18 protein-coding genes, 1 tRNA gene, 2 other RNA genes and 2 pseudogenes are annotated in these 24092 nt (G+C 63.5%); 12 read left to right on the forward strand and 11 right to left on the reverse strand.

Annotated elements, in window-relative coordinates:
* Nucleotides 1-4: 4 nt before the first annotated feature.
* The 4 genes from J5I97_RS18725 to J5I97_RS18740 form a co-directional block, all read right to left on the reverse strand.
* Nucleotides 5-2497: a DNA topoisomerase I gene (locus tag J5I97_RS18725; protein WP_208588122.1), complete on the reverse strand. Its 2493-nt coding sequence runs from the start codon at nucleotides 2495-2497 to the stop codon at nucleotides 5-7.
* A 904-nt stretch (nucleotides 2498-3401) separates the two neighbouring features.
* Complete coding sequence (locus tag J5I97_RS18730; protein ID WP_208588124.1) at nucleotides 3402-3875, reverse strand: DUF494 family protein; 474 nt, start codon at nucleotides 3873-3875, stop codon at nucleotides 3402-3404.
* Between the two features lie 43 nt (nucleotides 3876-3918).
* On the reverse strand, nucleotides 3919-5055 hold the full coding sequence (gene dprA, locus J5I97_RS18735; protein ID WP_208588126.1) for a DNA-processing protein DprA: 1137 nt from the start codon (nucleotides 5053-5055) through the stop codon (nucleotides 3919-3921).
* Nucleotides 5056-5129: 74 nt separating this feature from the next.
* On the reverse strand, nucleotides 5130-6266 hold the full coding sequence (locus tag J5I97_RS18740; RefSeq protein ID WP_208588128.1) for a LysM peptidoglycan-binding domain-containing protein: 1137 nt from the start codon (nucleotides 6264-6266) through the stop codon (nucleotides 5130-5132).
* 131 nt (nucleotides 6267-6397) lie between these two features.
* Between J5I97_RS18740 and def the strand changes: the two genes are divergently transcribed.
* The 5 genes from def (at nucleotide 6398) to J5I97_RS18765 (ending at nucleotide 12715) form a co-directional block, all read left to right on the forward strand.
* On the forward strand, nucleotides 6398-6910 hold the full coding sequence (gene def / locus J5I97_RS18745) for a peptide deformylase (protein WP_208588129.1): 513 nt from the start codon (nucleotides 6398-6400) through the stop codon (nucleotides 6908-6910).
* Between the two features lie 359 nt (nucleotides 6911-7269).
* Complete coding sequence (fmt, locus tag J5I97_RS18750; protein ID WP_208588131.1) at nucleotides 7270-8193, forward strand: methionyl-tRNA formyltransferase; 924 nt, start codon at nucleotides 7270-7272, stop codon at nucleotides 8191-8193.
* Entirely contained in the window at nucleotides 8193-9503 is a 1311-nt protein-coding gene (gene rsmB, locus J5I97_RS18755; RefSeq protein ID WP_208588133.1) for a 16S rRNA (cytosine(967)-C(5))-methyltransferase RsmB, read from the forward strand. The genes fmt and rsmB overlap by 1 nt, the downstream gene beginning before the upstream one ends.
* A 49-nt stretch (nucleotides 9504-9552) precedes the next feature.
* Nucleotides 9553-11274, forward strand: coding sequence for an ArnT family glycosyltransferase (locus J5I97_RS18760; protein WP_208588135.1), 1722 nt, complete (start codon nucleotides 9553-9555; stop codon nucleotides 11272-11274).
* Nucleotides 11275-11437: 163 nt separating this feature from the next.
* Complete coding sequence (locus tag J5I97_RS18765) at nucleotides 11438-12715, forward strand: O-antigen ligase family protein (RefSeq protein ID WP_208588136.1); 1278 nt, start codon at nucleotides 11438-11440, stop codon at nucleotides 12713-12715.
* Between the two features lie 124 nt (nucleotides 12716-12839).
* Here the strand turns inward: J5I97_RS18765 and J5I97_RS18770 are convergent, their stop codons facing one another.
* The gene (locus J5I97_RS18770) at nucleotides 12840-13664 is read right to left on the reverse strand and encodes a glycosyltransferase family 2 protein (RefSeq protein ID WP_208588137.1); all 825 of its coding nucleotides are present in this window, start codon (nucleotides 13662-13664) and stop codon (nucleotides 12840-12842) included.
* Between J5I97_RS18770 and J5I97_RS18775 the strand changes: the two genes are divergently transcribed.
* Nucleotides 13665-14723 (forward strand): CDP-glycerol glycerophosphotransferase family protein, encoded by a 1059-nt coding sequence (locus J5I97_RS18775; RefSeq protein ID WP_208588138.1) that lies wholly within the window; start codon nucleotides 13665-13667, stop codon nucleotides 14721-14723.
* Nucleotides 14724-14794: 71 nt separating this feature from the next.
* Here the strand turns inward: J5I97_RS18775 and J5I97_RS18780 are convergent, their stop codons facing one another.
* The 3 genes from J5I97_RS18780 to ribA all read right to left on the reverse strand — a co-directional run bounded on the left by J5I97_RS18780 (nucleotide 14795) and on the right by ribA (nucleotide 18266).
* Entirely contained in the window at nucleotides 14795-16297 is a 1503-nt protein-coding gene (locus J5I97_RS18780) for a PH domain-containing protein (protein WP_208588139.1), read from the reverse strand.
* Nucleotides 16294-16770: a PH domain-containing protein gene (locus J5I97_RS18785; protein WP_208588140.1), complete on the reverse strand. Its 477-nt coding sequence runs from the start codon at nucleotides 16768-16770 to the stop codon at nucleotides 16294-16296. The genes J5I97_RS18780 and J5I97_RS18785 overlap by 4 nt, the downstream gene beginning before the upstream one ends.
* Nucleotides 16771-17132: 362 nt before the next feature.
* Nucleotides 17133-18266 carry a GTP cyclohydrolase II RibA gene (gene ribA, locus J5I97_RS18790; protein WP_208588142.1) on the reverse strand — a complete coding sequence of 378 codons (1134 nt, stop codon included), beginning with the start codon at nucleotides 18264-18266 and terminating at the stop codon, nucleotides 17133-17135.
* A 242-nt stretch (nucleotides 18267-18508) separates the two neighbouring features.
* On the opposite strand from ribA, the gene J5I97_RS18795 reads away from it, so the two are divergent.
* The gene (locus tag J5I97_RS18795) at nucleotides 18509-19030 is read left to right on the forward strand and encodes a GNAT family N-acetyltransferase (RefSeq protein ID WP_208588144.1); all 522 of its coding nucleotides are present in this window, start codon (nucleotides 18509-18511) and stop codon (nucleotides 19028-19030) included.
* 66 nt (nucleotides 19031-19096) lie between these two features.
* Here J5I97_RS18795 and J5I97_RS18800 read toward each other — a convergent pair whose 3' ends face one another.
* Nucleotides 19097-20113, reverse strand: a complete 1017-nt coding sequence (locus J5I97_RS18800; RefSeq protein ID WP_208588146.1) for a lauroyl acyltransferase — start codon at nucleotides 20111-20113, stop codon at nucleotides 19097-19099.
* On the opposite strand from J5I97_RS18800, the gene dtd reads away from it, so the two are divergent.
* From dtd to J5I97_RS18815, 3 genes and pseudogenes are all read left to right on the forward strand, one after another.
* Nucleotides 20112-20552: a D-aminoacyl-tRNA deacylase gene (gene dtd / locus J5I97_RS18805; RefSeq protein WP_208588148.1), complete on the forward strand. Its 441-nt coding sequence runs from the start codon at nucleotides 20112-20114 to the stop codon at nucleotides 20550-20552. The genes J5I97_RS18800 and dtd overlap by 2 nt on opposite strands.
* Before the next feature lie 105 nt (nucleotides 20553-20657).
* Nucleotides 20658-22532: an RNA polymerase sigma factor RpoD gene (gene rpoD, locus J5I97_RS18810; RefSeq protein ID WP_208588150.1), complete on the forward strand. Its 1875-nt coding sequence runs from the start codon at nucleotides 20658-20660 to the stop codon at nucleotides 22530-22532.
* Nucleotides 22533-22705: 173 nt separating this feature from the next.
* A pseudogene (locus J5I97_RS18815) lies at nucleotides 22706-23028 on the forward strand (hypothetical protein).
* Nucleotides 23029-23147: 119 nt separating this feature from the next.
* On the opposite strand, the gene J5I97_RS18820 reads toward J5I97_RS18815, so the two are convergent.
* Nucleotides 23148-23223, reverse strand: a non-coding RNA gene (locus tag J5I97_RS18820) — sX9 sRNA.
* A 236-nt stretch (nucleotides 23224-23459) separates the two neighbouring features.
* On the opposite strand from J5I97_RS18820, the gene J5I97_RS18825 reads away from it, so the two are divergent.
* Nucleotides 23460-23535, forward strand: a tRNA-Ile gene (locus J5I97_RS18825).
* A gap of 159 nt (nucleotides 23536-23694) precedes the next feature.
* On the opposite strand, the gene J5I97_RS18830 is transcribed toward J5I97_RS18825, so the two are convergent.
* A non-coding RNA gene (locus J5I97_RS18830) (sX9 sRNA) lies at nucleotides 23695-23770 on the reverse strand.
* 59 nt (nucleotides 23771-23829) lie between these two features.
* Here J5I97_RS18830 and J5I97_RS18835 point away from each other — a divergent pair.
* Nucleotides 23830-24091: pseudogene (locus tag J5I97_RS18835) on the forward strand (cupin-like domain-containing protein); the annotation flags it as partial.
* Nucleotide 24092 lies beyond the last annotated feature (1 nt).

The raw sequence follows: 24092 nt of genomic DNA on the forward strand, positions 1-24092 counted from the left end.
CGCCTCAGCCCGCGGCGTTGCTGAGGGTCTTCTTGACCACGCGCTTGGTAGCTTTCTTGGCAGTAGTTTTCCTGGCCGTCGGCTTTTTATCAGCGGTCTTGGTCGTCGCAGTCTTGGTCGCGGTCTTCTTGACCGCAGGTTTCTTCGGCGAGGAATCCCTGACCGCGTTCTTGTTGAGCGTAGTCTTCTTCGCGCCAAAGCCCTTGCGCACCGGCTTGCCGGTGTCGGCCAGCAACTGCTGCACTTCTTCGAACGTCAACGAAGACGGCTCGCGATCCTTGGGAATCTTGCCATTGAGCTTGCCATCGCTAATGTATGGGCCGAAGCGGCCGTTGAGCACTTGAATGTCGCTGCCTTCGAAGTCCTTGATTACGCGGTTGCGCGCGATCTCTTCCTTCTCTTCGATCAGGAAAACCGCACGCTCCAGATCGATGGTGTATGGGTCGTCCTCTTTCTTCAGCGACGCATACACGCTGCCGCGGCGCACAAACGGGCCGAAGCGGCCAATGCCGACGCTGACGTCCTGCTCTTTGTCCTGACCCAGGGCGCGCGGCATCTTGAACAGTTCCAGCGCGTCTTCGATAGAGATCGAATAGATGCTCTGGCCGGGTCGCAGCGATGCGAAGGTGGGTTTTTCTTCGTCTTCGACGGTGCCGATCTGCACCATCGGACCGAAGCGGCCAATACGTGCGCTGACTTCCTTGCCGCTGACCGGATCGGCACCGAGCACGCGTACACTGCCGGCATCGGTCTTGTCCAGCGAATCCTTTTTGTCCTCGACCAGTTGCTTGAACGGGCCCCAGAACTTCTCCATCAACGGGATCCATTCCGCTTCGCCACGCGAGACTGCATCCAAATCGTCCTCGAGCTTGGCGGTGAAGTCGTAATCCACGTAGCGGGTGAAATGGCCGGACAGGAACTTGGACACCGCCCGGCCCACGTCGGTGGGGCGGAAGCTGCGGCCCTCCATGTCCACGTACTTGCGGAACTGCAGGGTCTGGATAATCGAGGCGTAGGTGGACGGGCGACCGATGCCGTATTCCTCCAGCGCCTTGACCAGTGCCGCTTCGGTGAAGCGCGGCGGCGGCTGGGTGAAATGTTGATCGGTGACGATGCGGTCCAACGGAATATTGTCGCCAGCCTTCATCAGCGGCAGCTTGCGGCCTTCGTCCTCGTCCTCGCTGCTCTTGGTGTCCTTGCCTTCTTCGTAGACTGCAAGAAAACCTGCGACCACCACGGTGGTGCCGCTGGCGCGGAACACGTGTTGACTGCCGGCCGACAGATCGACGCTGACGGTATTGAGCGTGGCCGGAATCATCTGGCAGGCGACCGCGCGGCGCCAGATCAGTTCATACAGGCGGCGCTCGTCGTCGGACAAAAAGCCCGCCACCTGTGCCGGCGTACGCAGTGCCGAGGTCGGGCGCACCGCTTCATGCGCTTCCTGCGCGTTCTTGGATTTGGTGGTGTAGGCGTTGGGCTGATCCGGCAACGAGGCGGTGCCGAAGTCGCGTGCGATGACGTCGCGGATTTCGGCCAGCGCGTCCTGCGACAGGTTCACCGAGTCGGTACGCATATAGCTGATCAGACCGACCGAGCCTTCATCGCCGAGCGCGACACCTTCGTACAATTTCTGCGCCACCTGCATGGTCTTGCGGGTGGTGAAGCCGAGCTTGCGCGAGGCTTCCTGCTGCAGCGTGGAGGTGGTGAACGGCGGTGCAGGGCGGCGCTTGCGCTCTTTGCTGGCCACATCGGTGACATGCAGCACGCCTTGTGCAGCCTGCTGGATGCGCAGCCGCGCCGCTTCGGCGGTGTCGCCGTCGGTGACGGTGAACTGCTCGAATTTCTGCCCGTCCAGCTTGATCAGACGCGCGTGGAACGGCTGCGACGGATGCCGGCAATGCGCATCGATGGACCAGTATTCGCGCGCAATGAAGGCTTCGATCTCTTCTTCGCGCTCGACGATCATGCGCAGCGCCGGCGACTGCACGCGGCCTGCGGACAGGCCGCGCTGTACCTTGCGCCACAGCACCGGCGACAGGTTGAAGCCCACCAGATAGTCGAGCGCGCGGCGCGCCTGCTGCGCATCGACCAGATCGGCAGCGATCGCGCGCGGCTTGAGCATCGCTTCCTTGATTGCGCGCGGGGTGATCTCGGTGAACACCACCCGCTGCATCGGCTTGCCCTTGAGCAGGCCGCGCTCTTTCAGGATCTCGGCGATGTGCCAGCTGATCGCCTCACCCTCGCGGTCCGGGTCGGTCGCCAGAAAGATGTCGTCGGCGCTCTTGGCGGCACGCGCAATGGCTTCGACATGTTTCTCGTTCTTTTCGATCAGGTCGTAACGCATCGCAAAGCCGTTGTCCGGATCGACCGCGCCCTCCTTGGGGACCAGGTCGCGCACGTGCCCATACGAGGCCAGGACGGTGAAGTCCTTGCCGAGGTATTTATTGATCGTCTTGGCCTTGGCGGGCGATTCGACGATGAGCAGGTGCTTGGGCATGGTGGCAAATTCTTTGGGCAGAGCCCGGGGGGCAGGTAGCGTGGCCTAATTGGCCGGTCGAGGGAAGCGGATCGGGCGTTTCCCACACGTTAACGCCCGGGAAGGTGGCCCGGGCGTTCAGTTCTGTTATTTAGAAAGATCACGGCGGACGCCGCCGTGTCAAGCGGGGGCGCCGCGAACCGCTTGTTCCGACTCATTCCGACGCGTCGAAATCCAGCCACAGCGCCTTGCCGTCGATCCTGGACGATTCCGGTGCATAAATCACCGCCTCGACGCCGCCCTCGATGGTCTCGAACCGGCCGATGCGCACGCTGGTCAGTGCCTCGTTCGCAGACTGTCAGAGCGCCTTGAAGCCGGAGTCGTCATTGACCGGACACGGGCCTTCCTGTGCGAGAAATTCGGCGATCCGCGGCTTCAATGGCGGTCACCGCAGTGACCGCCTGGGCGACCTTCGCGCGTGTTCAGGTAGTCTCCTTGAGTAGGTCGGAAGTGCGATCGCGTCGCGGATGCCGACTACCCCCGCGATCATTAAAGACGACGACCACAGTGCCCAGCACCACGACCAGCCACCAGCCTGAGCCTTCGCCGGCCTGGCAGTTCGGTGGCGCAGATGGATGATGAACAAGCGGAGTGCGGCCAGCCGATGGCTGCAACGGCGGACAGACCGCTGCGTGCTCAGATCAGTCGAGATAGATGGCCTGAGCGCTTCGGCGCAGGCGGACAACCGCAACCAGTTGGTCCAGACCTTCGCACCAGAAAGGTATCCGAGGCGATCACGTGATCGCGATACAGGCCCAGCAGGGCCTCTTACGCTACCGGATCGTGCCGATGGGGTTGCCATCGGCTAATACCAACTGCTTATCCCCGCCCCCTCGCGCGCGCTTTGCCGTGGCTTCTTCAAGCGTTAGTGTATGGGTTCAGGCTCGTCCAGGAACATCTGCGTTTCCATCCAGGCATAGGCCGCTTCTGCACCGGGCTGGTTAAACAACACCATCAACACCACCCACTTGAGGTCGTCCAAGTCAAGCTCGTCCTGGTCCAATGCCATGGCGCGGTCCAGCACCAACTCGCGCTGGTCGGCGTCGAGAATGCGGTATTGCTCGAGAAACAGCAGAAATCCGCGGCAGTCGACATCGAGCTTGTCCAGCTCGGGGCCGTGATAGATGCGGACAGGTCCATCAACATGCGGGCGCGCGACGCTTGGCCGCTGCTCGGAGAGCGCGTCCAGCCAATCGAAGGCTTTGCTAATTTCTGCGGGGCTGAAGCCGGCTTGGATCAAGCCGTTCTGAAGCGAGTCACGGTCACGGACCAAGTCCGCGTCCTCGCTGAAATAATGTTCGAACAGGTACAGCAGTACATCGAGAATGCTCTCTTTCATTGCTCCTCGGCCTGCGTCGCGCGACGCTGTGGAGGTGAAGAAACTAGGGATTGCGGGTATAGCGACCGTGCTCGGTGACCACGTCTCCCTCCAGTTCCATAATCAGTAGCATGGAGGACAGCGCGGCAGCCGTCAATCCGGTGCGTTGCACCAATGTATCCATAGGGGTTGGGTCGTAGCCCAGTGCTTGCCACAAGCGATGGTAGTCGGGGTCCGAACGCGAAGAAGTGGCTTTCGGCGTTGCTCTGGTCAACTCGGTGGGGGCGGCCAGACGCTCGCGCAAGGCGGCGGCCAATTCGCCTGACAGCAGGCCCAGGCCGTCGATGATTTGGGCAGGTTCCTGTGCAAGGGTGGCGCCTTGCCGGATCAAGTGATGGCAACCGCGCGCGAGCGGATTGTGCAGCGAGCCGGGCAAGGCGAATACCTCGCGCCCAGCCTCGGCCGCCAGACGCGCGGTGATCAGCGCACCCGAGCGCATCGCCGCTTCGACTACCAAGGTGCCCAAGGCCAGCCCGGCAATGATCCGGTTGCGGGCCGGGAAGTGCGCCGCAACCGGCTTGGTCCCGGGCAGGTACTCGCTAACCACTACCCCGCGTGCAGCGATGCGGTCGCGCAAGCGGTGATGGTTCGCGGGGTAGGCCACATCGGCGCCGGTGCCGACCACCGCTAAGGTGATGCCGTCAGGGCAAGAAAGTGCAGCCTCGTGTGCGACCGCATCCACGCCTGCCGCCATGCCGCTGACGATGCCCAGCCCGGCGCTCGCCAGACTGGAGGCGAACGCGCGGGTGTGGTCGCGACCTCCCGCGGTGGCCGTGCGGCTACCAACCACCGCGACGGCCGGATGCCACAGCGCATTTGGGTCGCCGTCGACGAACAACGCCAGTGGCGGATTGGCGATATGGCGCAGCAGGGCCGGGTAGTCCGGATCGTGCCAACCGATCACGTGATGCTGTGGCTGCTCGCACCAGCGCAACGCTGTGTCCAGCGTTTGTTCCTCAGGTGTTTGCAGGTTCGCCAATTGGACCTCGTTGCAGCCAGCGGCGCGCCAGACATCCGGCCCGGCCGCCAGGATCCCGGCTGGTGAAGCGAAAGACGTCAGTAGCGCACGGCGTGGCAGGGTACGGCCACCAGCCAGGAGCAGTATCAAAAGTGCACGCAAATCGGGAGCGGTCAGGGCCATGCATCCAGCCTAGGCTGCAAACGACGACGGCGCCCTCAGGCGCCGTCGCGTTACCACATCGGATTTTACCGCGCTTACCGCGCGTCTGGATGCTTGACGAAATAACCCAGGCCGGTCGGCTTGACGCTTTCCATCACCAACGCATAGCTGACCTTGTCGAAGGTGCGGAACACCATCGCATGCGAGGCGTATTCGTCGGGCAGCCCAACGGTGGAGCCGGCCGGGCCGCTGAAGTCATCATCGGTTCGCGAGAAGCGCGAGTGCTTGATCCGGTCGCTGACCGTGCGGCCTTTGCGCCAGATCGAGAACACCGTGCCGTTGTTGATGCCTTCGCGTGCGCCGCCGGAGATGGCGATCACGTCGCGCGTACCGCCGACGGTGAACGCATCGGAGATGGCCAGCACGCGCAACTCGGTCCGCAATGCCTGTTCCGACGGCGGATGCGGAATGAACTGCAGATCGTACGGCTGCGCTTCGACTGCGACGATGCGATCGCCGGCCCGCACTTCGCGACCGCTGTCCTGCAACAGCAGCGTTGCCGCCTTGGAGTTGCCGCCCGCTGCACTGCGGGTGATGGTGCCGACGTTGACCTGCGCCATTTCATAGCCGAGGAACTCGCCACGCGTGCTCGGCGCGATGTAGTCCTTCCAGACGTTGCCGGAGCCAGCAGTGATATCGCCGGCCGCATCCAGGTCCTCGTTGTGTTTGGGCAGGCTGAACTTCACCGTCGGGCGTACCACTGCAAAGCGCTGACCCGGCTGTGCGCCTTCCAGACCAACCACGTAGGCAACCTGGCCGGTGGTGGCACGCGAACGCCCGCCTTCCAGACCAACCACATACGGCAAGCCGTCGACGTTGTCGGTCACGCGCTGACTCTTCAAAAATGGCTCGACCTCTGCCAACGGAATCGCGTTGATCGGTGCTTCCTGACGCGGGCCGGGCTGAACAGTGCCCTTAGCGACGCGGTCCAGGTAGGCCAGGCTGATCACGTCACCCGGATAGATCAGATGCGGATTCTCGATCTGCGGATTGGCTTGCCAGATTTCCGGCCACAGCCACGGTTTTCGCATAAAACGCCCAGCGATGTCCCAAAGGGTATCCCCCTTGCGGACCACGTAAGTATCTGGATGTTCGCCCACCGCTTGCGCCGCAGCGTAGGTCGCGACGGTCAGCATCGCCACGGCGACGACCGTACGAAATCGGTTCAACATGAGTGCCTTCTTGCCTGATTCCCCAACAGGTCCTCGGACTATAGTCCAGAAACCGGGGTGCCACGCAAGCGTTGCGCTAGAATGGCACCGTCTTGCCGGCGCAGCGCCGGTGTTTCCAGACCGGTAATCCCATGGCTTTGCTCCCTATTCTCGAATTTCCCGACCCGCGGCTGCGTACCAAGGCAGTGCCTGTCGATGCTGCCGAGGTTACCAGCCCGGCGTTTCAGGCGTTGCTCGACGACATGTTCCAGACCATGTACGAGGCGCCCGGCATCGGCCTGGCTGCCAGTCAGGTGGACGTGCATAAGCGTTTCATGGTGATCGACGTCAGCGACGAGAAAAACCTCCCGCGAGTGTTCATCAATCCGGAAATCGTGAGCAAGCAAGGCGAGCAGCTGTATCAGGAAGGCTGCCTCTCGGTGCCGGGCATCTATGCCGATGTCAGCCGCGCCGATGCAATCACGGTGGGTTATTTCGACCGTCAGGGGCAGGCGCAGGAACTGAGCACCGACGGCCTGCTGGCGGTGTGCATCCAGCATGAAATCGACCATCTGGACGGCAAGTTGTTCGTGGATTATCTGTCGCCGCTCAAGCGCGAGATGGTGCGCAAGAAGCTGGCCAAACAGCGCAAGCATGTGGCCTGACGGCTGGGATTGGGGAGTCGGGATTGGAAAAGCGGGTTTTCTGACCGGTTACCGACTCCGTTGTTGCCAATCTCCAATCGGGAATCCCAATTCAATGTTGCGCGTGTCTTGAGGGGTATGGCGCATGCGTTCATTGCGACGCGCGGTCCGCGTGCCCAGATGGGTCTGAAAGCCGGCATTGATTCAGGATTGGACAAGCCATTTCCCGCAGAAAGCACCGGGTCTGGCGCCAATCGCGTCGGATCCGCCCTTGCGAATCCCAACTCCCGAATCCCGGCCTTACCGTTACGCCGAGTCTCACCCCGGTCGCCGCATCCGCCGTTGCGAATACCAAGTCTCCACTTTCGAATCCCCGCTCAATGAAAATCGTATTTTCCGGTACGCCGGATTTCGCCGTCGCTTCGTTGCGCGCTGCCGCGCTGCGGCATGAAGTGGTTGCTGTCTATACCCAACCGGATCGACCTGCCGGCCGCGGTCGTGGGCTGACGCCGTCGCCGGTCAAGCTGGAAGCAATCGCGCGTGGCATTCCGGTGTTCCAACCGCAGACCCTGCGTTCGCCCGAGGCGTTGGCCACACTGCGTGCGCTCAATGCCGATTTGATGGTGGTGGTTGCCTACGGTTTGATCCTGCCCAAGGCCGTGCTGGCCGCGCCAACCCATGGCTGCTGGAACGTGCATGCTTCGCTCCTGCCGCGCTGGCGTGGCGCCGCGCCGATCCAGCGCGCGATCGAGGCCGGCGATACCGAAACCGGGGTGTGCCTGATGCAGATGGAAGCCGGTTTGGATACCGGCCCGGTGCTGCTGTCGCAACGGCTGGAAATCGGCGAGCAGGAAACCGGCGGGCAGCTGCACGATCGCCTGGCCGCGCTGGGCGCGCAGGTGCTGTCCGATGGCCTGGGTTTGCTGCGTGCCGGCATTCGCCCGGTCGCGCAACCGCAGCCTGCCGAAGGCGTGACCTACGCGCACAAGTTGGACAAAGCGCAAGCACGCCTGGATTGGGCACAGCCGGCACAGGAACTGGCGCGGCGCGTGCGTGCATTCAATCCGTGGCCGGTGGCCGAGGCGATCCTGGCAGGCGAGCGCGTGCGCTTGCATGGCGCGGTGGCGCTGGATCTGGCCCACCAGCAGCCGCCGGGCAGGTTGCTCGCGGCCAGCAAGCAGGGCATCGACATCGCCTGCGGTGAGGGCGCGTTGCAGGTGCGCGTTTTGCAGCGCGAGGGCGGTAAGGCGATCACTGCTGCCGATTACCTCAACGCGCGTCGCGATCTCCCGGCGCTGCGCTGATGTCGGCCGATACCGCGACCGCTGGCGTTGCCTCGCGCCTGGCTGCGGCACGGGTGCTGACGGCAGTGTTCGATCAGGGTCGCTCGTTGAAGGCCGAACTGGCTGCGACCTTGCCCGGCGTGAGCGATCCGCGTGACCGCGCGTTAGTGGAGGCGATCTGTTTTGCGGTGATACGCCGCCACCCAGCCTACGACGTCGCATTGCGGCAGTGGCTGGAGCGCCCGTTGCCGCGACGCGATGCCGAACTCAAGGCGTTGCTGATGACCGGCTTCGCCCAGCTCGATGTGCTGCAACTACCCGCGCATGCGTCACTGTCGGCCACCGTGGACGCGTGCCGCGCGCTCGGCCGGCCGCGTCAGGCCGGCATGGTCAACGCGGTCCTGCGGCGCGCGCAGCGCGAAGGGTTTCCGGCGGTATCGGCCGATGCCGGCTGGCCATCGTGGCTTCGCAAGCAACTGCGTGCGGACTGGGGCGATCACGCCGAGACCATTTTTGTAGCGAGTGCGCAGGTAGCACCGATGTGGCTGCGTGTGCAGCGCTCGCGTACCGACCCCGCCGCTTACGTTGCACGTCTGGCCGAACTGGGTATCGGCGCGCAGACCGATACAACGTTGCCGGACGCGGTGCGCCTGCACAACGCGGTGCCGGTGAACCAGTTGCCGGGCTTTGCCCAAGGCGATGTCTCGGTGCAGGACGGTTCTGCGCAGCAGGTGGCCGATGCGCTGACGCTGACCCCATCGGCGCGCGTGCTCGATGCCTGCGCTGCGCCCGGCGGCAAAGCGGCGCATCTGTTGGAACGCCATCCCGGTTTGCAGCTCACCGCGCTGGACGTGGATGCGCGCCGACTGGAACGCGTGCAGCAGACCTTGCGGCGAACCGTACCGAGCGCGCAGGTGGCACTGCATGCCGCCGATACCGCCGATACAGAAGCTTGGTGGGACGGGCAGCGGTTTGATGCGGTGTTGCTGGACGCTCCCTGTTCGGCCACCGGTGTGGTGCGGCGTCAGCCCGACGTGTTGCTACATCGCCGCGCCGACGATATCGATGCCTTGTCTGGACTGCAGGCGCGCCTGCTCGATGCGACCTGGCGCACGCTACGGCCGGGCGGGCAGTTGCTCTACACCACCTGCTCGCTGCTTGCGCGCGAGAACAAAGCGCAGGTCGAGTCGTTTCTGCAGCGCACCCCGGATGCACAGGCGCGGCCGTTGGCTGCGCAGTTCGGTCATGCAGCAGGTCCGGGGCGTCAGCGGTTTCCAGGCGAGCAGCACTGCGACGGATTTTTCTACGCGCTTTTGCTAAAAGCCTCTTGATCGCGCGCTGAGTGTAGCGCTCCACCTTTTGCGTCCATTGCGGCCCGACATGCTCAAGACCCGTGCTTCCAAAGATTTCTGGCTGCTGGCCATCACCGCTGTGTTGGTGATCGGCGCAGGCCTGGGCTTGCGTGACCCGTGGCCGGCGGATGAGCCGCGCTTTGCGCTGGTCGCCAAGCAGATGGTGTCCAGTGGTGACTGGCTGTTCCCGCATCGCGGCAACGAGCTGTATTCGGACAAACCGCCGATGCTGATGTGGCTGCAGGCGCTGTGCTACACGCTGCTGGGCAATTGGCGGGTGGCCTTCCTGCTGCCGTCGCTGCTGGCCGCATTGGGCACGCTGGCCTGCGTGTACGACCTGGGGCGGCGGCTGTGGACCCGGCGCGTGGGTGCATATGCGGCCTGGATGCTGCTGTTTACGCTGCACTTCACCTTCCAGGCCAAGAAGGCGCAGATCGATCCGTTGGTGGTGTTCTGGATCACCCTGGCCAATTACGGGCTGCTGCGCCATCTGCTGATGGGGCCTGCCTGGCGCTGGTGGACGCTGGGATGGTTTGCCGCCGGGCTGGGCGTGATCACCAAGGGGGTGGGCGTGATCGCGCTGCTGATGCTGATTCCGGCCGGGATTGCCGCGGCGCGGCGCTGGCCAGGCGTGCGCGTGTATGTGCGCGATCGGCGCTTTTGGCTGGGGCCGCTGTTTTTCTCCGTCGCGATCGGGCTGTGGTTCGTGCCGATGATGGTGGCCGCACTGACCGCCGGCCAGCCCGAATACCGCGTGTATCTCAACGACATCCTGCTGCGCCAGACCGCCAAGCGCTATGCCAGTTCCTGGGATCACGCGCAGCCGATCTGGTACCACCTGCAGAGCATGGCCACGCTGTGGCTGCCGACCATTTTGTTGCTGCCTTGGGCGGTCCCGGCCTGGCGGCGCCGGCTGCGGCGGCGGGATCCGCGCTATCTGCTGCCGCTGGGGTGGTGGTTGCTGGTGCTGGTATTTTTCACCATTCCCAGCGGCAAGCGCGATGTCTATATCCTGCCGGCTCTGCCGATGTTCTGCCTGGCTCTGGCGCCGTTGGCGCCGGGCCTGCTGCGCCGGGTCGGCGTGCAGCGGCTGCTGTTCGGATTCGGATTGCTGCTGGCGGCGCTGTTCAGCGCCGGTGGCGCGGCGATGCTGATCGGGCATCCAGGCTTCGAGCAGAAGATCATGGATAGCCGCGGGGTCGGCAGCGAAGCGACCGGCCCGCTGGGTTGGCTGCTGCTGGCAGTCGGTCTGTGGGGTATCGCCAGCCTGCTGTTGTTGCAGGTGCGCCACTCCGCGCTTGCGCTGGTCTCGCTGCTTGGCGCGTGGTGGGTGGCGTTCGGTCTGGTCTGCTACCCCATCTTCAACGACTCCAGCTCGGCGAACGCGGTGATGCGCGAAGCCGGGCACCGCATCGGCCCGGATGCGCAGCTCGGGCTGGTGGCATGGAAGGAGCAGAACCTGCTGATGGCCGACCGCCCTGCGCAGACCTTCGGCTTCAAGGTGCCATGGGAAAAACAATTGCAGCAGGGTGTGGCTTGGCAGGCAGCGCAACCTGACCGGCGCTGGTTGATGGCGCAGGAGACCGCATTGCTGGCCTGTGTGGATCGCAGTCGCAGCCAATTGGTGGGTGTGGCCAATCGCCGCCGCTGGTGGCTGGTGCCGGCCGATGCAGTTCACGGCGACTGCGTGGCCGACTCCAATGAGCGCGCAGTTGAAGAAAAGGAGCAGGGCAACCTGGATTCCGAATGAGGCAGCGAACGAAGCGACCGAGCGCACGTCCGCGGTGCCATCTGTACTGCGTCAATGCCCGTGCTGGTTGCTGTCTGGCAAGGATTCATGCGGAGCATCGTTATCTTGGCAGGCTGCCGATGCCTGTCGCCTGCTTTGCCTCCCTTTCTCCACCGATGTTTCGATGAATTCCTTGCGCACTCAGCCCGCTTCTCTCCCGCAGTCTGCCCCTATCGCATCGCGGGTAGGCGTGGGTATCGCCGAGCTGGGCGTGTTCGCGTTGACCGCGCTGGTTGTCGGCATGCCGAGCGGGCTGCTGCCATTCGGCCTGTGCTTGTTGCTTGGCTCGCTGGTCGGTTGGCCCAGCCTGCGCGTGGGCATCGCCTCGTGTAGTTGGTCGCTACGCGCGCTGTGCTGGCTGACGGCAGCGGTGATCGCGATGTCGTTGCTGTCGATTGCGTTGTTCGAACACGGGCTGCGCGACGTCGACAACCGTTCGCGCTTTCTGGTGCTGCCATGGGCGGCTTTGTGGGCCTACGCATTGCAGCCGCGCCAAGTCTGGCTATGGCGCGGTGCGGTGGCCGGTGTGTTTGCGGCGATGCTGATTGCCATGCTGCAGGTGATGAACGGTGCCGACCGCGCGGAAGGTTGGACCAATGCGATTGTGTTTGCCGATATGGCGCTGATGTTGCTGGTGGTGGCGGTGTTCTGTCGCCCGGTCGGCAATGTGCGTTGGTTGGTTGGCGCCGCCATCGCCACGATGATGGTGATCGTGCTCAGCGGCAGCCGCGGTGTGTGGCTGTCGTTGCTGGTGACTTTGGGCGTGTTGATCTGGGGCGCGCCATGGCACAGCGCACGCATGCGCTTGCTGACTTTCGTGGGCAGCGCCGTACTGGGGGTGGGCGTGGTCGTCAGCGTGCCGGCGTTGACCGATCAGATGCGCTTTGGCGAGCTGCAAAGCGATTTGCAGCGCTACGAAGTCGGCGACAGCGATTCGTCTGCCGGTGCTCGTATCGAACGTTTGCATGTGGCGTGGGACACCTTGAAAGCGCATCCGTTGACCGGCGTGGGTGTCGGCCGTTTCGATGATGCGATGCGCGAACTGCCGGTATGCGCAGGCGATACTTGGTTGCTGCGCTGTCATCTTGGTCACGCGCACAACGATCTGGCCGAGTGGGGGGCGACCCAGGGCATCCCCGGGGTGCTTCTGCTGATCGCGGTCTATGGCGTGCCGCTGTTGGTCTTTGTACGTCTGCATCGACGCAGCGGGCAGCGTGAGTTCCGTGGCCCGGCAGCGGCCGGGGTGATGATCGTGATGAGTTACGCATTGTGCGGATTGACACAGTCGATGTTCGCGCACCAGGTATCGGCGAGTTTCTACACGGCGATGGTGGGTGTGCTGTCCGGCTTGGCGGCGCGCCAAGCGCAGCAGGCCGCAGCTGGCGCGGCTAACAAGGCCTAATCTGGTGGTTGCAGATCTCGTGCTGACAACCGGAATGTAGCCGGGTGCTGCGGATTGGAGGTACTGATCGCTGCCTGGCGTGAGTGCAGTGGTGGTGTTAGCCGCTCTTAGTCGTCGCACTGACTTAGTCGTCGCACTGATCGTCCGCCCGCGGCGGGTCCTGCACCGGTTGATCGTGCTGCAACAGCCACAGCACGATGGTCTTCTGGCGCACGTAATTGGCGCGCACATAGGCGTAGATCAGCCCGTGCCAGCCGTCGCGAAACCCACCGCGCAGCAGATAACCGCGCCAGAAACGCCAAGCCGGTGCTAGCACCAGCTTGCTCCAGGTCGCGCGTTTGCCGCGAGCGTACTCGTGCTCGGCCATCATCTGCGCGTAGCACTGGGTCTTGGCCAATTGCTGCGCCAGGGAGCGATACGGATAGTGGATCAAGTCGCCCGCCAGCGTCACCACGGCCCCATCGACACTGGCCGCCTCATGGATCTGGCGATTGCCGCGCCAGCCGCCACGGCGTCGATCGAACAATCGCAGCACCCGATCCGGATAAGCATTGCCATGGCGCAGAAATCGGCCGAAATAATCCGATAGCCGTGCGAACCGATAGCCGGCCGCATTGGCGAAGCCGGCATCGCGTGCGGCAACGATAGACGCGCGCAACGCGTCGCTCACGCGTTCGTCGGCATCCAGGCACAGCACCCAGTCGTGGCTGGCCTGCCCGACACAAAAGGCCTTCTGGCTGCGATAGCCGTCGAAGACGCGCTGCAGTACGCGTGCACCCTGCGCTGTCGCGATTGCCACGGTTGCGTCGGTGGAGCCGGAGTCCACCACCACGATCTCGTCGCAGAACGCCAGCGAGGTCAGACAGTCGCGTAGGCGATCGGCCTCGTTGAACGCGATAATGCAGGCGGAAATGCAAGGCCGTTCGTCGAGTGCGGTCGAAGAGGACATGTGATGGCCGAATACCTGCTGTTCGCAACGGAGCGTTACGCGTTGCCTATTCTGGCGCCATTGGCGCAGGCATTACAGGCCTCCGGTCACGCAGTGTCGGCCTGGTTCGAGGACGGTGCACGCGGGTTGGTGATGCCGGGTGTGCGCGAGGTCGGCCTGCGCGATGTGCTGGCCTTGCGTCCGCGCGCAGTGCTCAGCGCGGCCAACTGGGTGCCGCCGTTTATTTCGGGCGCCAAGGTGCAGCTCTTCCATGGTTTCAACGTGCAAAAACGCCAAGACAATCGCGGGCATTTCCGCGTGCGCGGCTTGTTCGATCTGTATTGCTCGCAAGGTCCGGCCACTACTGCGCCGTTCCGTGCGTTGGCGCAGCGCAAAGGGCATTTCGCGGTGGTCGAAACCGGCTGGCCCAAACTCGACCCGGTGTTCCGCGACGATGGCGGCCGTAGTGCCGCACTGCGCGCGCCAGCTAGCGGTCGCCCAGTGATACTGTTCGGCTCGACCTTCACCGAGCGCTTGAGCGCTGCGCCGACGCTCTACGATGACATCGCCGCCGATATCGCACGCGGTGCGCATTACTGGCTACTCACCTTGCACCCCAAGTGCGCACCGGAATTATTCGATCGCTATCGCGCGCTGGCCGGTGCCAACGCACGTTTTGTCGAGCCCGAACAAGTCATGGCCGCGCAGCGTGCGGCCGATGTGCTGGTCTCCGACACCTCATCGATCGTGTCCGAGTTCGTGGTGCAGCACAAACCGGTGGTGACCTTCCACAACCGCATGCCGCAGCCGCATATGCTGGATTTCCAGCAACCTGAGCAGTTGCCGCAGCAGCTGGCGCGCGCGCTGGCGCCGGATGCGAGGCTGCGCAGCGCGCTGGCCAGTTATGCCGACGCGATCCATCCGTATCGCGATGGGCAGTCTTCCGAGCGGGTGGTTGCAGCGACCGAGGATTTCATTGCCGGCAAACTCGGCATGCTGCGGCGCAAGCCGTTGGGTGCGCTATGGCGTGGGCTGCAGATCCGGCGCGAGCTTGGGTATTGGGGCCCGGCGCAGCGCTGAGCGTGATCGGCGACAACGCGCGTGTCGATATGTTCGCCCGCACTCATCGCCGACCTGATAGTGAACGCCGATCACCAAAGCAGCTTGCGGCGCGCCAGCGCCGCGTCCAGTTGCGCCTGCAGCGCCTGGGCCTGGGCAAACGGCACAAAGCGCAGCCGCAAGTTCGGCCCGGTCTGGCTCGCGCCGGCTGTGTCCAGCCAGAGCGTGGCGGTGCCTGACAGGCGATCCAAAGGCGAACGTTGCAGTTGCAGCGCCTGTAATTTGTCCAGCTCGGCCAGTCGCCACCAGCGCTTCCACCAGCCGCCACGCACGGCCACATAGCGCGCATCCACCGCATAGCCCATGTGCTGCATTTGGCGATGTGCCTTGAATACACTCCACGGCAGCCACAGCAGCAACCACAACGCTTGACTGCCCCAGTGCCAGGCCAGGCCGGCCACCAGCGGCGGCAGCAGTAACAGTGTTGGCAGACTCAATCGCCACCAGCAATGCGTGGCGATCGACTGCCACTGCGCGGGTGGCCAAGCAATGCCAGGCAGCAGGCGCTGCAACAAAGCATCGCAGCGTTGCGGATCGACGATCGGCGCGAGCTCTTTCAAGGCGCTGCCTTCGTTATCGCCGGAACCAACCACTGCGGTATCCACACGCAATCGGCGACGACCGAACAGGCGATGCAGGCGGCTTTCGTATAGCGTCCACGACTGGATACGACGCAACGCAACGCTGCTACGAATGCGCGTCAGCAGCCCGCGCTCCACGGTGAGGCGGCGCTCGGATTCGCTCAGACGAAAGCCGTAGTACTGCGCCGTCGCCAAGGCCACCGACAACACGCGCATCGCGATCAACAGTGCTAAAGAGCCGATTACCAGCAGCGCGGCAGTCACCGTGGCGCCCGGATGGATCTGGCTAACATAGTGATACGCCAGCTTGCCGTTGTGTTCGAGGAAGTTGGATACCGTGCGGCGCGGAATCATCTGGTAGCTCACACCGAAGCAGGCAGCCACCACCACCATACCGCGATTGGAAATCAGACCCAGCCGGATCACTTCGGCCATCGGCAAGCGCAGCAAGGTGCCGTCGTCGTCGATCTGCGGTGCAGTGGCATCGGCGTCATTGGCGCGGCGACGGATTAGATCTTCCAGCGCCAATGCCTGGTCCAGCCGCAGCACGCGCATTTGCGCTTCCGGCTTTTGGCCACCGGCCGATTCCAGCCGCACTTCGGCTACGCCAGCCAGCCGATGCAGCAGCGATTGATGCACCACCACGTTGTGGATGCGGGCGAACGGAATATCGCGCCGGCTGCGTTCCAGCAGGCCGCTACGAATCGCCACGCCATCGGTACCGATGCGGTAGCGATAGGTGAAGTAACGCAGCACCGAAATCGCCACCAGTACCGCGATGACCACACAGGTGACGATCTGATCGGCGAAATCGCGATTGCCGTCGCGGCTGCCGAACAGGATCAATGCCGCCAGCGGAATCAGGAATTGGCGGATCTGCTGCAGCAACACAAACACCCACGACAACGGATGCAGGCGCTGCTCGTCGCCCCCGCAATGTTCGATGGCACTCACAGCGCATCGTCGTCGTGATCGAGCTGGCGGGCCAGGCGGTCGCGTAACCGCTCGGCATCGCCCTGATCCAGCCCCGACAGCGCCACCGCGTTGAGCCGGCTGCCGGCGGTGTGCACCACCAGCGTGGTCAGCTGCGTGGCGCGTTCGATCGGGCCGCGGCGCAAATCCACGTGCTGCACGCGAGAGATCGGAATCCGCGTATCGCTTTGCCACAGGTGGCCGCGTTGCAGCGCTAGGCCGTGGGGGTCGAGTTTCCAATGGGTGAGCCGATGCCGTTTGACTGCGAACCAGGCACCCAGCAGTGCGGCGACCAGGGTCAGGCCGAGCATCACCGGCCAGTAGTGCCAGGCGTGCAGCACCGTGACCGTCACGCCGGCCGCGATCAGGCACGCGCATCCGCCGCCGAGCGCGCCGTTGACCGCCGCCACATAAGCGCCGCGTCGCGGTAGAGATTGCCAATGCGTGTGGTTCACAGCCTGCGCCTCTGCCGGAGCAGGGTGGACGATGACATCGGGGGGCGGCGGTGGAGCGTCGTGCACGAGGCGGGCCTGCAGAAGCGGTTCGCCGCAAGCATAGCCGGCTGCCAGGTGAGCGCGCATCCGGTGCAGGCAGGCTTGCTTCACCGATGCCCAGGTGTCGTGGACGCACACTGCTCGCTGTGCAAGCGGCGTAAGAAAACGCACGCAGGCAGGTGGTGAGCGGGCCTGACAGAGGCCGCACCATCATTCGGCACATGCACTCGCGCTGAAGAATGGCAACCACCACAGATGCGCTGCAGGTTGTGCAACTGGTCCGCGCTTATCGGCAAGGTGCTGACGACGATGCCGGAGCGAGCTTACCGAGCCGCCAGGAGCAGTGCGTCCACATCCAGCGCATGCCCGGCGCGCGCTGACTTTGTGCGCAGGTACTGTTCGTTTTCGGCGGTGACATCGCCGATGATCGGGATGCGGTCTTCGACCGCGATGCCGGCCGCGCGCAGGCGTTCGGCTTTGGCGGGGTTGTTGGTCAATAAACGGATTCGGCTGATGCCCAGGCCACGCAACATCGCGACCGCGCTGCCGTAGCGGCGCTCGTCAGGGCCGAAACCCAGTTGCGCATCGGCATCGATGGTATCCAGGCCTGCATGCTGATAACCGTAGGCACGCATCTTGGAGGCGATGCCGGTGCCGCGGCCTTCCTGGTCCAGATACAGCAGCACACCGCCGCCAAGCTCTTTCAACTTGGCCAGACCATGCCGTAGCTGGTCGCCGCAATCGCATTTGAGCGAGCCGAACAGATCGCCGGTCAGACATGACGAATGCACGCGCACCGGCACTGCGGCCGTCAGGTCCGGCTGGCCGACCACGATCGCTACTTGGTCGCGCTGCGCAACGCCGCCGCGGAACACCACGAATTCGCTCAAGCCCAGGCCGCGCAACGGCATCGATGTGCGGGTCACCAATTCGTAGCCGACCGCCGCGGATTTGGCGCAGCCGGTGCCCAGGTCGTCCAGCGCCAGCGATTGGCAGCCGGCGAAGGCGGCATGGTCGTCTGCGTCGCGCAGGTCAACTGCCAGCATCGCCGGCAGTAGCAATCCCAGCCGCGCGATCTCCACCGCGCCTGCGTCAAGCGCGTCGCCGGGCGTCCACTGCGTCAGTACCGGGGTATCGCGCAGATAGGCCAGCGCGGCAAGTTGCTCGTAGCTGTGGTCGACCAGGTCAACGCGCGCACCCTGCGGCGCGCTCAATCCCAGTACCTGGGCGCGGGTGGGCGTCACGAACAGGTAGTAGCGACCCTGCGCGGCGCATGCGAATGCCGCATACGACTGCGCCGTGCTGCTGTCCAACGCCAGCACCGCGCGCGCCTGCCCGTCGACCGCGGTCAGCAGCACTGGGCGGCCGGCGCGCAGTTCAAAAGCGGCGCGCTCGCAGCGTATTGCCGCCGGGTTGCCGAAGGCTTGTGCGCTGGGAGAGGGGACGGAGCTGCTCATGCATGACTCCAGATGGGGATTGCCACGGCCACTTCAAGGCGACCGCAGCCGCGGCCATGACGTGATCGCGCGTGCCATTGTCGCGTGGTTGGCAACAGGCAGTCGCCAGACCGGGTAGAACGCTGCATCCAGCCGCTGCAGATTGTGTGGCGGTGCAGATGCGAATTGGTTGCATGGCAGCCGCGTTGTTCATCGCCTGGCAATGCTTTTTAATCGGACGACTGCCATAGCTGATAGATCCCATGCATCTCATCGATTGCAGCCAAGCGCGTCATGCCAGTGCCATTCTGGACATCTTCAACGATGCCATCGCCAATTCGACCGCGCTCTACGACTACCGACCGCGGTCGCCGGAGAGCATGGTCGGCTGGTTTGCCACCAAGCGCGCGGCTGGCTTTCCGGTGATCGGGGTCGAGAACGCCGACGGCACCTTGATGGGCTTCGCCAGCTACGGTACGTTTCGCGCCTGGCCGGCGTTCAAGTACAGCGTCGAGCATTCGATCTACATACATCGCGATCATCGCGGCAAAGGGCTGGGGCGGACTTTGCTGCAGGGCTTGATCGCTGCGGCAGAAAAACATGGCGTGCACGTGCTGGTTGGCGGCATCGATACCAGCAATCAGGCGAGCATCGCCTTGCACGAACAGCTCGGCTTTACCCATGCCGGCACCGTGCGCGAGGTCGGTTTCAAGTTCGGTCGCTGGCTGGACCTGGCGTTTTATCAGCGGATTTTGACCACGCCGAGCGATCCGCACGACGATTGAATGTTCGGTGGTCGTTGCCGACGCCGACGCGGCGCTTTGCGTCATCGGACCTGCCTTCAACCGGAGTCAGTGAGGATGCCGCTCCGTTGCATAGGGATTGGCCTGGCCACTGCCCGGCGGGCGCAGCGTGTAGCGCTTGTAGGTCCACTGATATTGCGCCGGGTCGCGCCGGGCGATCTGCTCGATCCCCGCGTTGAGCGCGCTGGCCGCGCGCACCGGGTCCGGGTCGGCTACCGCCGGGTCGGCCGCTTGTACATGTAGTGCGAACTGCAGGTCTGCATCGGCACGTTCGCACCAGCCGTACAGCACGATCGCGCCGGTACGTTCGGCGAGCCGGTTGACCAGCGTCATCGTCAGGGCCGGAATGCCGAAAAACGGCGCGAACACGCCATCGCCCATCTTGGGCTGCTGGTCGGGCAAAATGCCGACCGCACCACCTTCTTTCAGCACTTTGAACAGCTGCCGCACCGCCGGGCCTTCGGCACGCACCTGGCGCACGTTGTCGCCACCGCGTGCCAGTTGCAGGAAGCCGTCCACCACCTCGGACTCTGGCGGGCGGTACACGATCGCGATCGGCCCGCGCTCGGACAGCCACTGATTGAGCAGTTCCCAATTGCCGAAGTGCGGCGCGGCCACGATCACCCCACGCCCGGAGGCCAGCGCCGCGTCGTAGAGCTCCTGGCCGTTGCGTTGCAGCCGCACCAGATTGTCGGCCGGCGGGCGGGTCCAGGTGCGCAGCACTTCCAGCGTCTGGCGCGCCGTCGATTGCAGGACTTGGGCATGCAACCGCGCACGCTGTTCGGCGCTCAGTTCCGGATACGCCAACTTCAGATTGCGACGTGCCACGCGTGCCTCGCGTGCATTGAGCTTGCGCCAGCTCCAGGCCAGTATGTCGGCCAAGCGTTTGAGCAGCGGCCACGGCAGGCGGCCTACGATGGCTGCGGAGGCGTAAAGCAGACGAGCGCGAACATCAGGTTTCATCGGCGCAATTCTAAACAGCGCGACCGGCGAAGGCCCGCGCGTGCCAAGGCCAGGAGCGCTGGGCATGCTGCGCGGCACAGTTTGCTCACTGGGAATGTCCATGCTTGCACTGATCCAACGCGTCACCCGGGCCTCGGTCACGGTCGATGCGCAGACCGTCGGTCAGATCGGCCCAGGGCTGCTGGCTCTGGTCGGCGTCGAACCTGGCGACAGCGGCGCGCAGATCAGGCGCCTGGCCGAGCGCATGCTCGGCTACCGCGTGTTCGCTGACGCCGCCGGCAAGATGAACCGCTCGCTCACCGACACCGCTGGTGGCCTGCTGTTGGTCAGTCAGTTCACTCTGGCCGCCGACACCAGCTCCGGCAACCGGCCTGGTTTCAGCACCGCCGCACCGCCGCAGGAGGCTGAACAGGTGTTCAATCAATTGGTGGCGATCTGTCGCGAAAAACATCGCGGCGGGGTGGAAACCGGGCGCTTCGGTGCCCATATGGTTATCGACTTGGCCAACGATGGCCCGGTGACCTTCCTTCTCAGACCCTAGCCAGCGCTTCACCAGCGGTCTCGTCTTGAACCCGGCAGACGGGGCTTCACGCTGGTATAATGCTAGGTCTTCTTTCCAATCTCAAAGCCGGTGGCGCGAGCACTCATGGCCAACGAACGTCCTGCCCAGCAATCCGACATCAAGCTACTGATCAGCAAGGGCCTGGAACAGGGCTATCTGACCTACGCCGAAGTCAATGACCATCTGCCCGACGACTTGGTCGACCCGGAGCAGATCGAAGACATCATCAGCATGATCAACGGCATGGGCATCGATGTCCATGAAGTTGCGCCCGATGCTGAAACTCTGTTGCTCAACGCTGGCAACAGCGGCAATCGCGAGGTTGACGATACCGCAGCCGAAGAAGCTGCAGCCGCGCTGACCGCGCTCGATACCGAAGGTGGCCGCACCACCGACCCGGTGCGCATGTACATGCGCGAGATGGGGACGGTCGAGCTGCTGACCCGCGAAGGCGAAATCGCCATCGCAAAGCGCATCGAAGAAGGCCTGAGCCAGGTCCAGGCAGCACTGGGCGTGTTCCCGCTGTCGACCGAAATGCTGCTGGCCCATTACGAAGCGCATAAGGAAGGTAAGAAGCGTCTGGCCGAGATCGTGGTCGGCTTCAACGACCTGATCGAAGAAGCTGATGCGGCCGCCACCGCACTGGCAGCCGCTGGCCCCGTCGCCGCTGCAGATGACGAAGCAGTGGAAGACGATGACGACGACGGCGATGACGACGCTGCCGAAGAAGAGGCCGGCCCGACCGGTCCGGACCCGGTGGAAGTCGCAACGCGCATGGAGAACTTGGCCAACGAATACGCCAAGTTCAAGAAGATCTATGCCAAGAACGGCACCGAGCACAAGCTGGTGGTCAAGGCGCGCGAAGACATGGCCGCCATTTTCACCACGCTCAAGCTGCCGCTGCCGCTGACCGACGCGCTGGTCACCCAGCTGCGTGGCGTGGTCAACGGCATCAAGGATCACGAGCGCAAGGTGCTACACCTGGCAACGACTGTGGCTCGCATGCCGCGCAAGGATTTCATTCGTTCCTGGGAAGGCAATCAGACCAACCTGGAATGGGTGGAGGACGCGCTCAAGCGCAAGCAGAAGTGGTCATCGGCACTGCGCGACGTCAAGGATCAGATCGTGTCCGACCAGCAGGGCTTGATCGAGATGGAGAACGCTAGCTACTTGACCCTGGCCGAGATCAAAGAGATTAGCCGCGCGATGGCCTATGGCGAAGCAAAGGCACGCAAAGCCAAGAAGGAAATGATCGAAGCCAACCTGCGTCTGGTCATCTCGATCTCCAAAAAGTACACCAACCGCGGCCTGCAGTTCCTCGACCTCATCCAGGAGGGCAACATCGGCCTGATGAAAGCCGTGGACAAGTTCGATTACCTTCGCGGTTTCAAGTTCTCGACGTATGCGACGTGGTGGATCCGTCAGGCCATCACACGTTCGATCGCCGATCAGGCGCGCACCATTCGTATTCCGGTGCACATGATCGAAACGATCAACAAGTTGAACCGCATTTCCCGTCAGATGCTCCAGCAGTTCGGCCGCGAGGCCACGCCGGAGGAACTGGCCAAGGAAATGGACATGCCCGAGGACAAGATCCGCAAGGTGATGAAAATCGCCAAGGAGCCGATCTCGATGGAAACCCCGATCGGCGACGACGAGGATTCACATCTGGGCGACTTCATCGAGGACACCAATGTGGAGTCCCCGATCGACAACACCACCAACATCAATCTCTCCGAGACGGTGCGTGACGTGTTGGCTGGTCTTACCCCGCGCGAAGCCAAGGTGCTGCGGATGCGCTTCGGTATCGATATGAATACCGATCACACGCTGGAAGAAGTCGGCAAGCAGTTCGACGTTACTCGCGAGCGGATTCGTCAGATAGAGGCCAAGGCGTTGCGCAAGCTGCGCCACCCGAGCCGTTCAGAACAACTGCGCTCGTTCCTGGATATCGACTGACCACAGTTTCAGTCGTGCAGCGATCACCCAGCAGCCCCGCACTCGCTGGGTTGTTGCGTTATGGGCGAAGCAGCTAGCTATGCTTGATCAGTCGTCACAGTAGGGCACGGCCGTCGGGGGCATGCGTGCTGCGGACTTTACGCATCGGCGACGAACCAACACCGCGCCGCAACATTGAACGGCGGTTTCTTCCAGGCTCACGTGGCGTTTTAGCCACGACTTCTAAGTTGGTGGACGAATGGAAACGGCATCGTCTTTATGAGTAGGCAAAGCCGCTTTGAAACCACCAAATACCGCGAGCATGAGATCCGCGTACGCGCCGCGCAAGTAGCGCCGGACGCCAAGTGGACGCTATGGGTCGACGTCTATGCCCTCAGCGGCAAGGGCGAGCTGCGCATCGGCGGCCAGTTGGGAGACCTATCAAGATGCCATTGCGCATGGGTTTCGTTTAGGTAAGCAGTTGATCGATGCGCAGCTTGAGATGGCGGATGCGTGAGGGGCTGCGATTTGAGATTCGTGGATTCGGGATTGCAGAGCTTAGATTTCTTGGCAAACTCGGGCCATGCACCGGAGGCAATGCGATACGCGAGTCCGCTTCGTTCGATGCTTTAGAGCGGCTAACAAAACGTAGCGAGCGGTCGTCGGGTGTGTGCGGACGGCGCGCAGGAACCGCAGTGTACGCGTGGTACATGCCGATTCCGAGCACCGGCCGCGCCCGCCTGGCGGTGAGCGTATTAGTTTTGTTAGCCACTCTAAGTGAACAGCATGACGGCATTGCCGGGCTTTTTACGCCCGCGCGGCGGGAGCGTTACCGTAGGACAGCGTGGCTACCTGATGCCACAGCAGACAACGATGCGCACAGACAGGTAAACTTTCGGGTCAGCTGGAAGATCCGAGATGCCCTCGCATCTCGCAACCAACCATGCCGGGCCTATAGCTCAACGGTTAGAGCAGAGGACTCATAATCCTTTGGTTCCAGGTTCGAATCCTGGTGGGCCCACCATATTGAATCTCCTATAGCGTCCTATGAAGGCTGCAATTCCTCAAGATATTAGGGATTCCGGCCTTCAGTGTATGCAATACAAGCTCGCGATCTGCTTGAAGCACTGCGGAAGATTGAGGCCCGTGGAGCCGTGTAAACCGCTCACCGCACCCTAAGAGCGGCTAACAAAACGTAGCGAGCAGTCGTCAGCTGGGTGCTCACGGCGCGGAGGAACCGGAGTGTACGTGTGGTACATACCGATTCCGAGCACCGGCCGCGCCCGCCTGGCGGTGAGCGCAGTCGTTTTATCAGCCGCTCTTACGCGGGTTGGTACGCGACTGGCCGCTCGCGCAGGCAGCGGCCGCATTATGTACTTGGCTTCGATCGCGGCGAGGCGATGATGGCGCAGGTCGGCACGCCGGAAATCGGTGGGCGCTTGTTCTACAACGCGGACATGAGCGGCTTGAATTTCCGCCCCGAGTGCGTGCCGCTGGGCGTGGTGCTGGAAACCTTGTTGCGCGATTTGAATGCTGCGCAGCCGCCGGCGATCTACATCGGCTCCACAACGCTGGACACCT

The organism is Xanthomonas fragariae, assembly GCF_017603965.1.
GTDB classification, from domain to species: domain Bacteria; phylum Pseudomonadota; class Gammaproteobacteria; order Xanthomonadales; family Xanthomonadaceae; genus Xanthomonas; species Xanthomonas fragariae_A.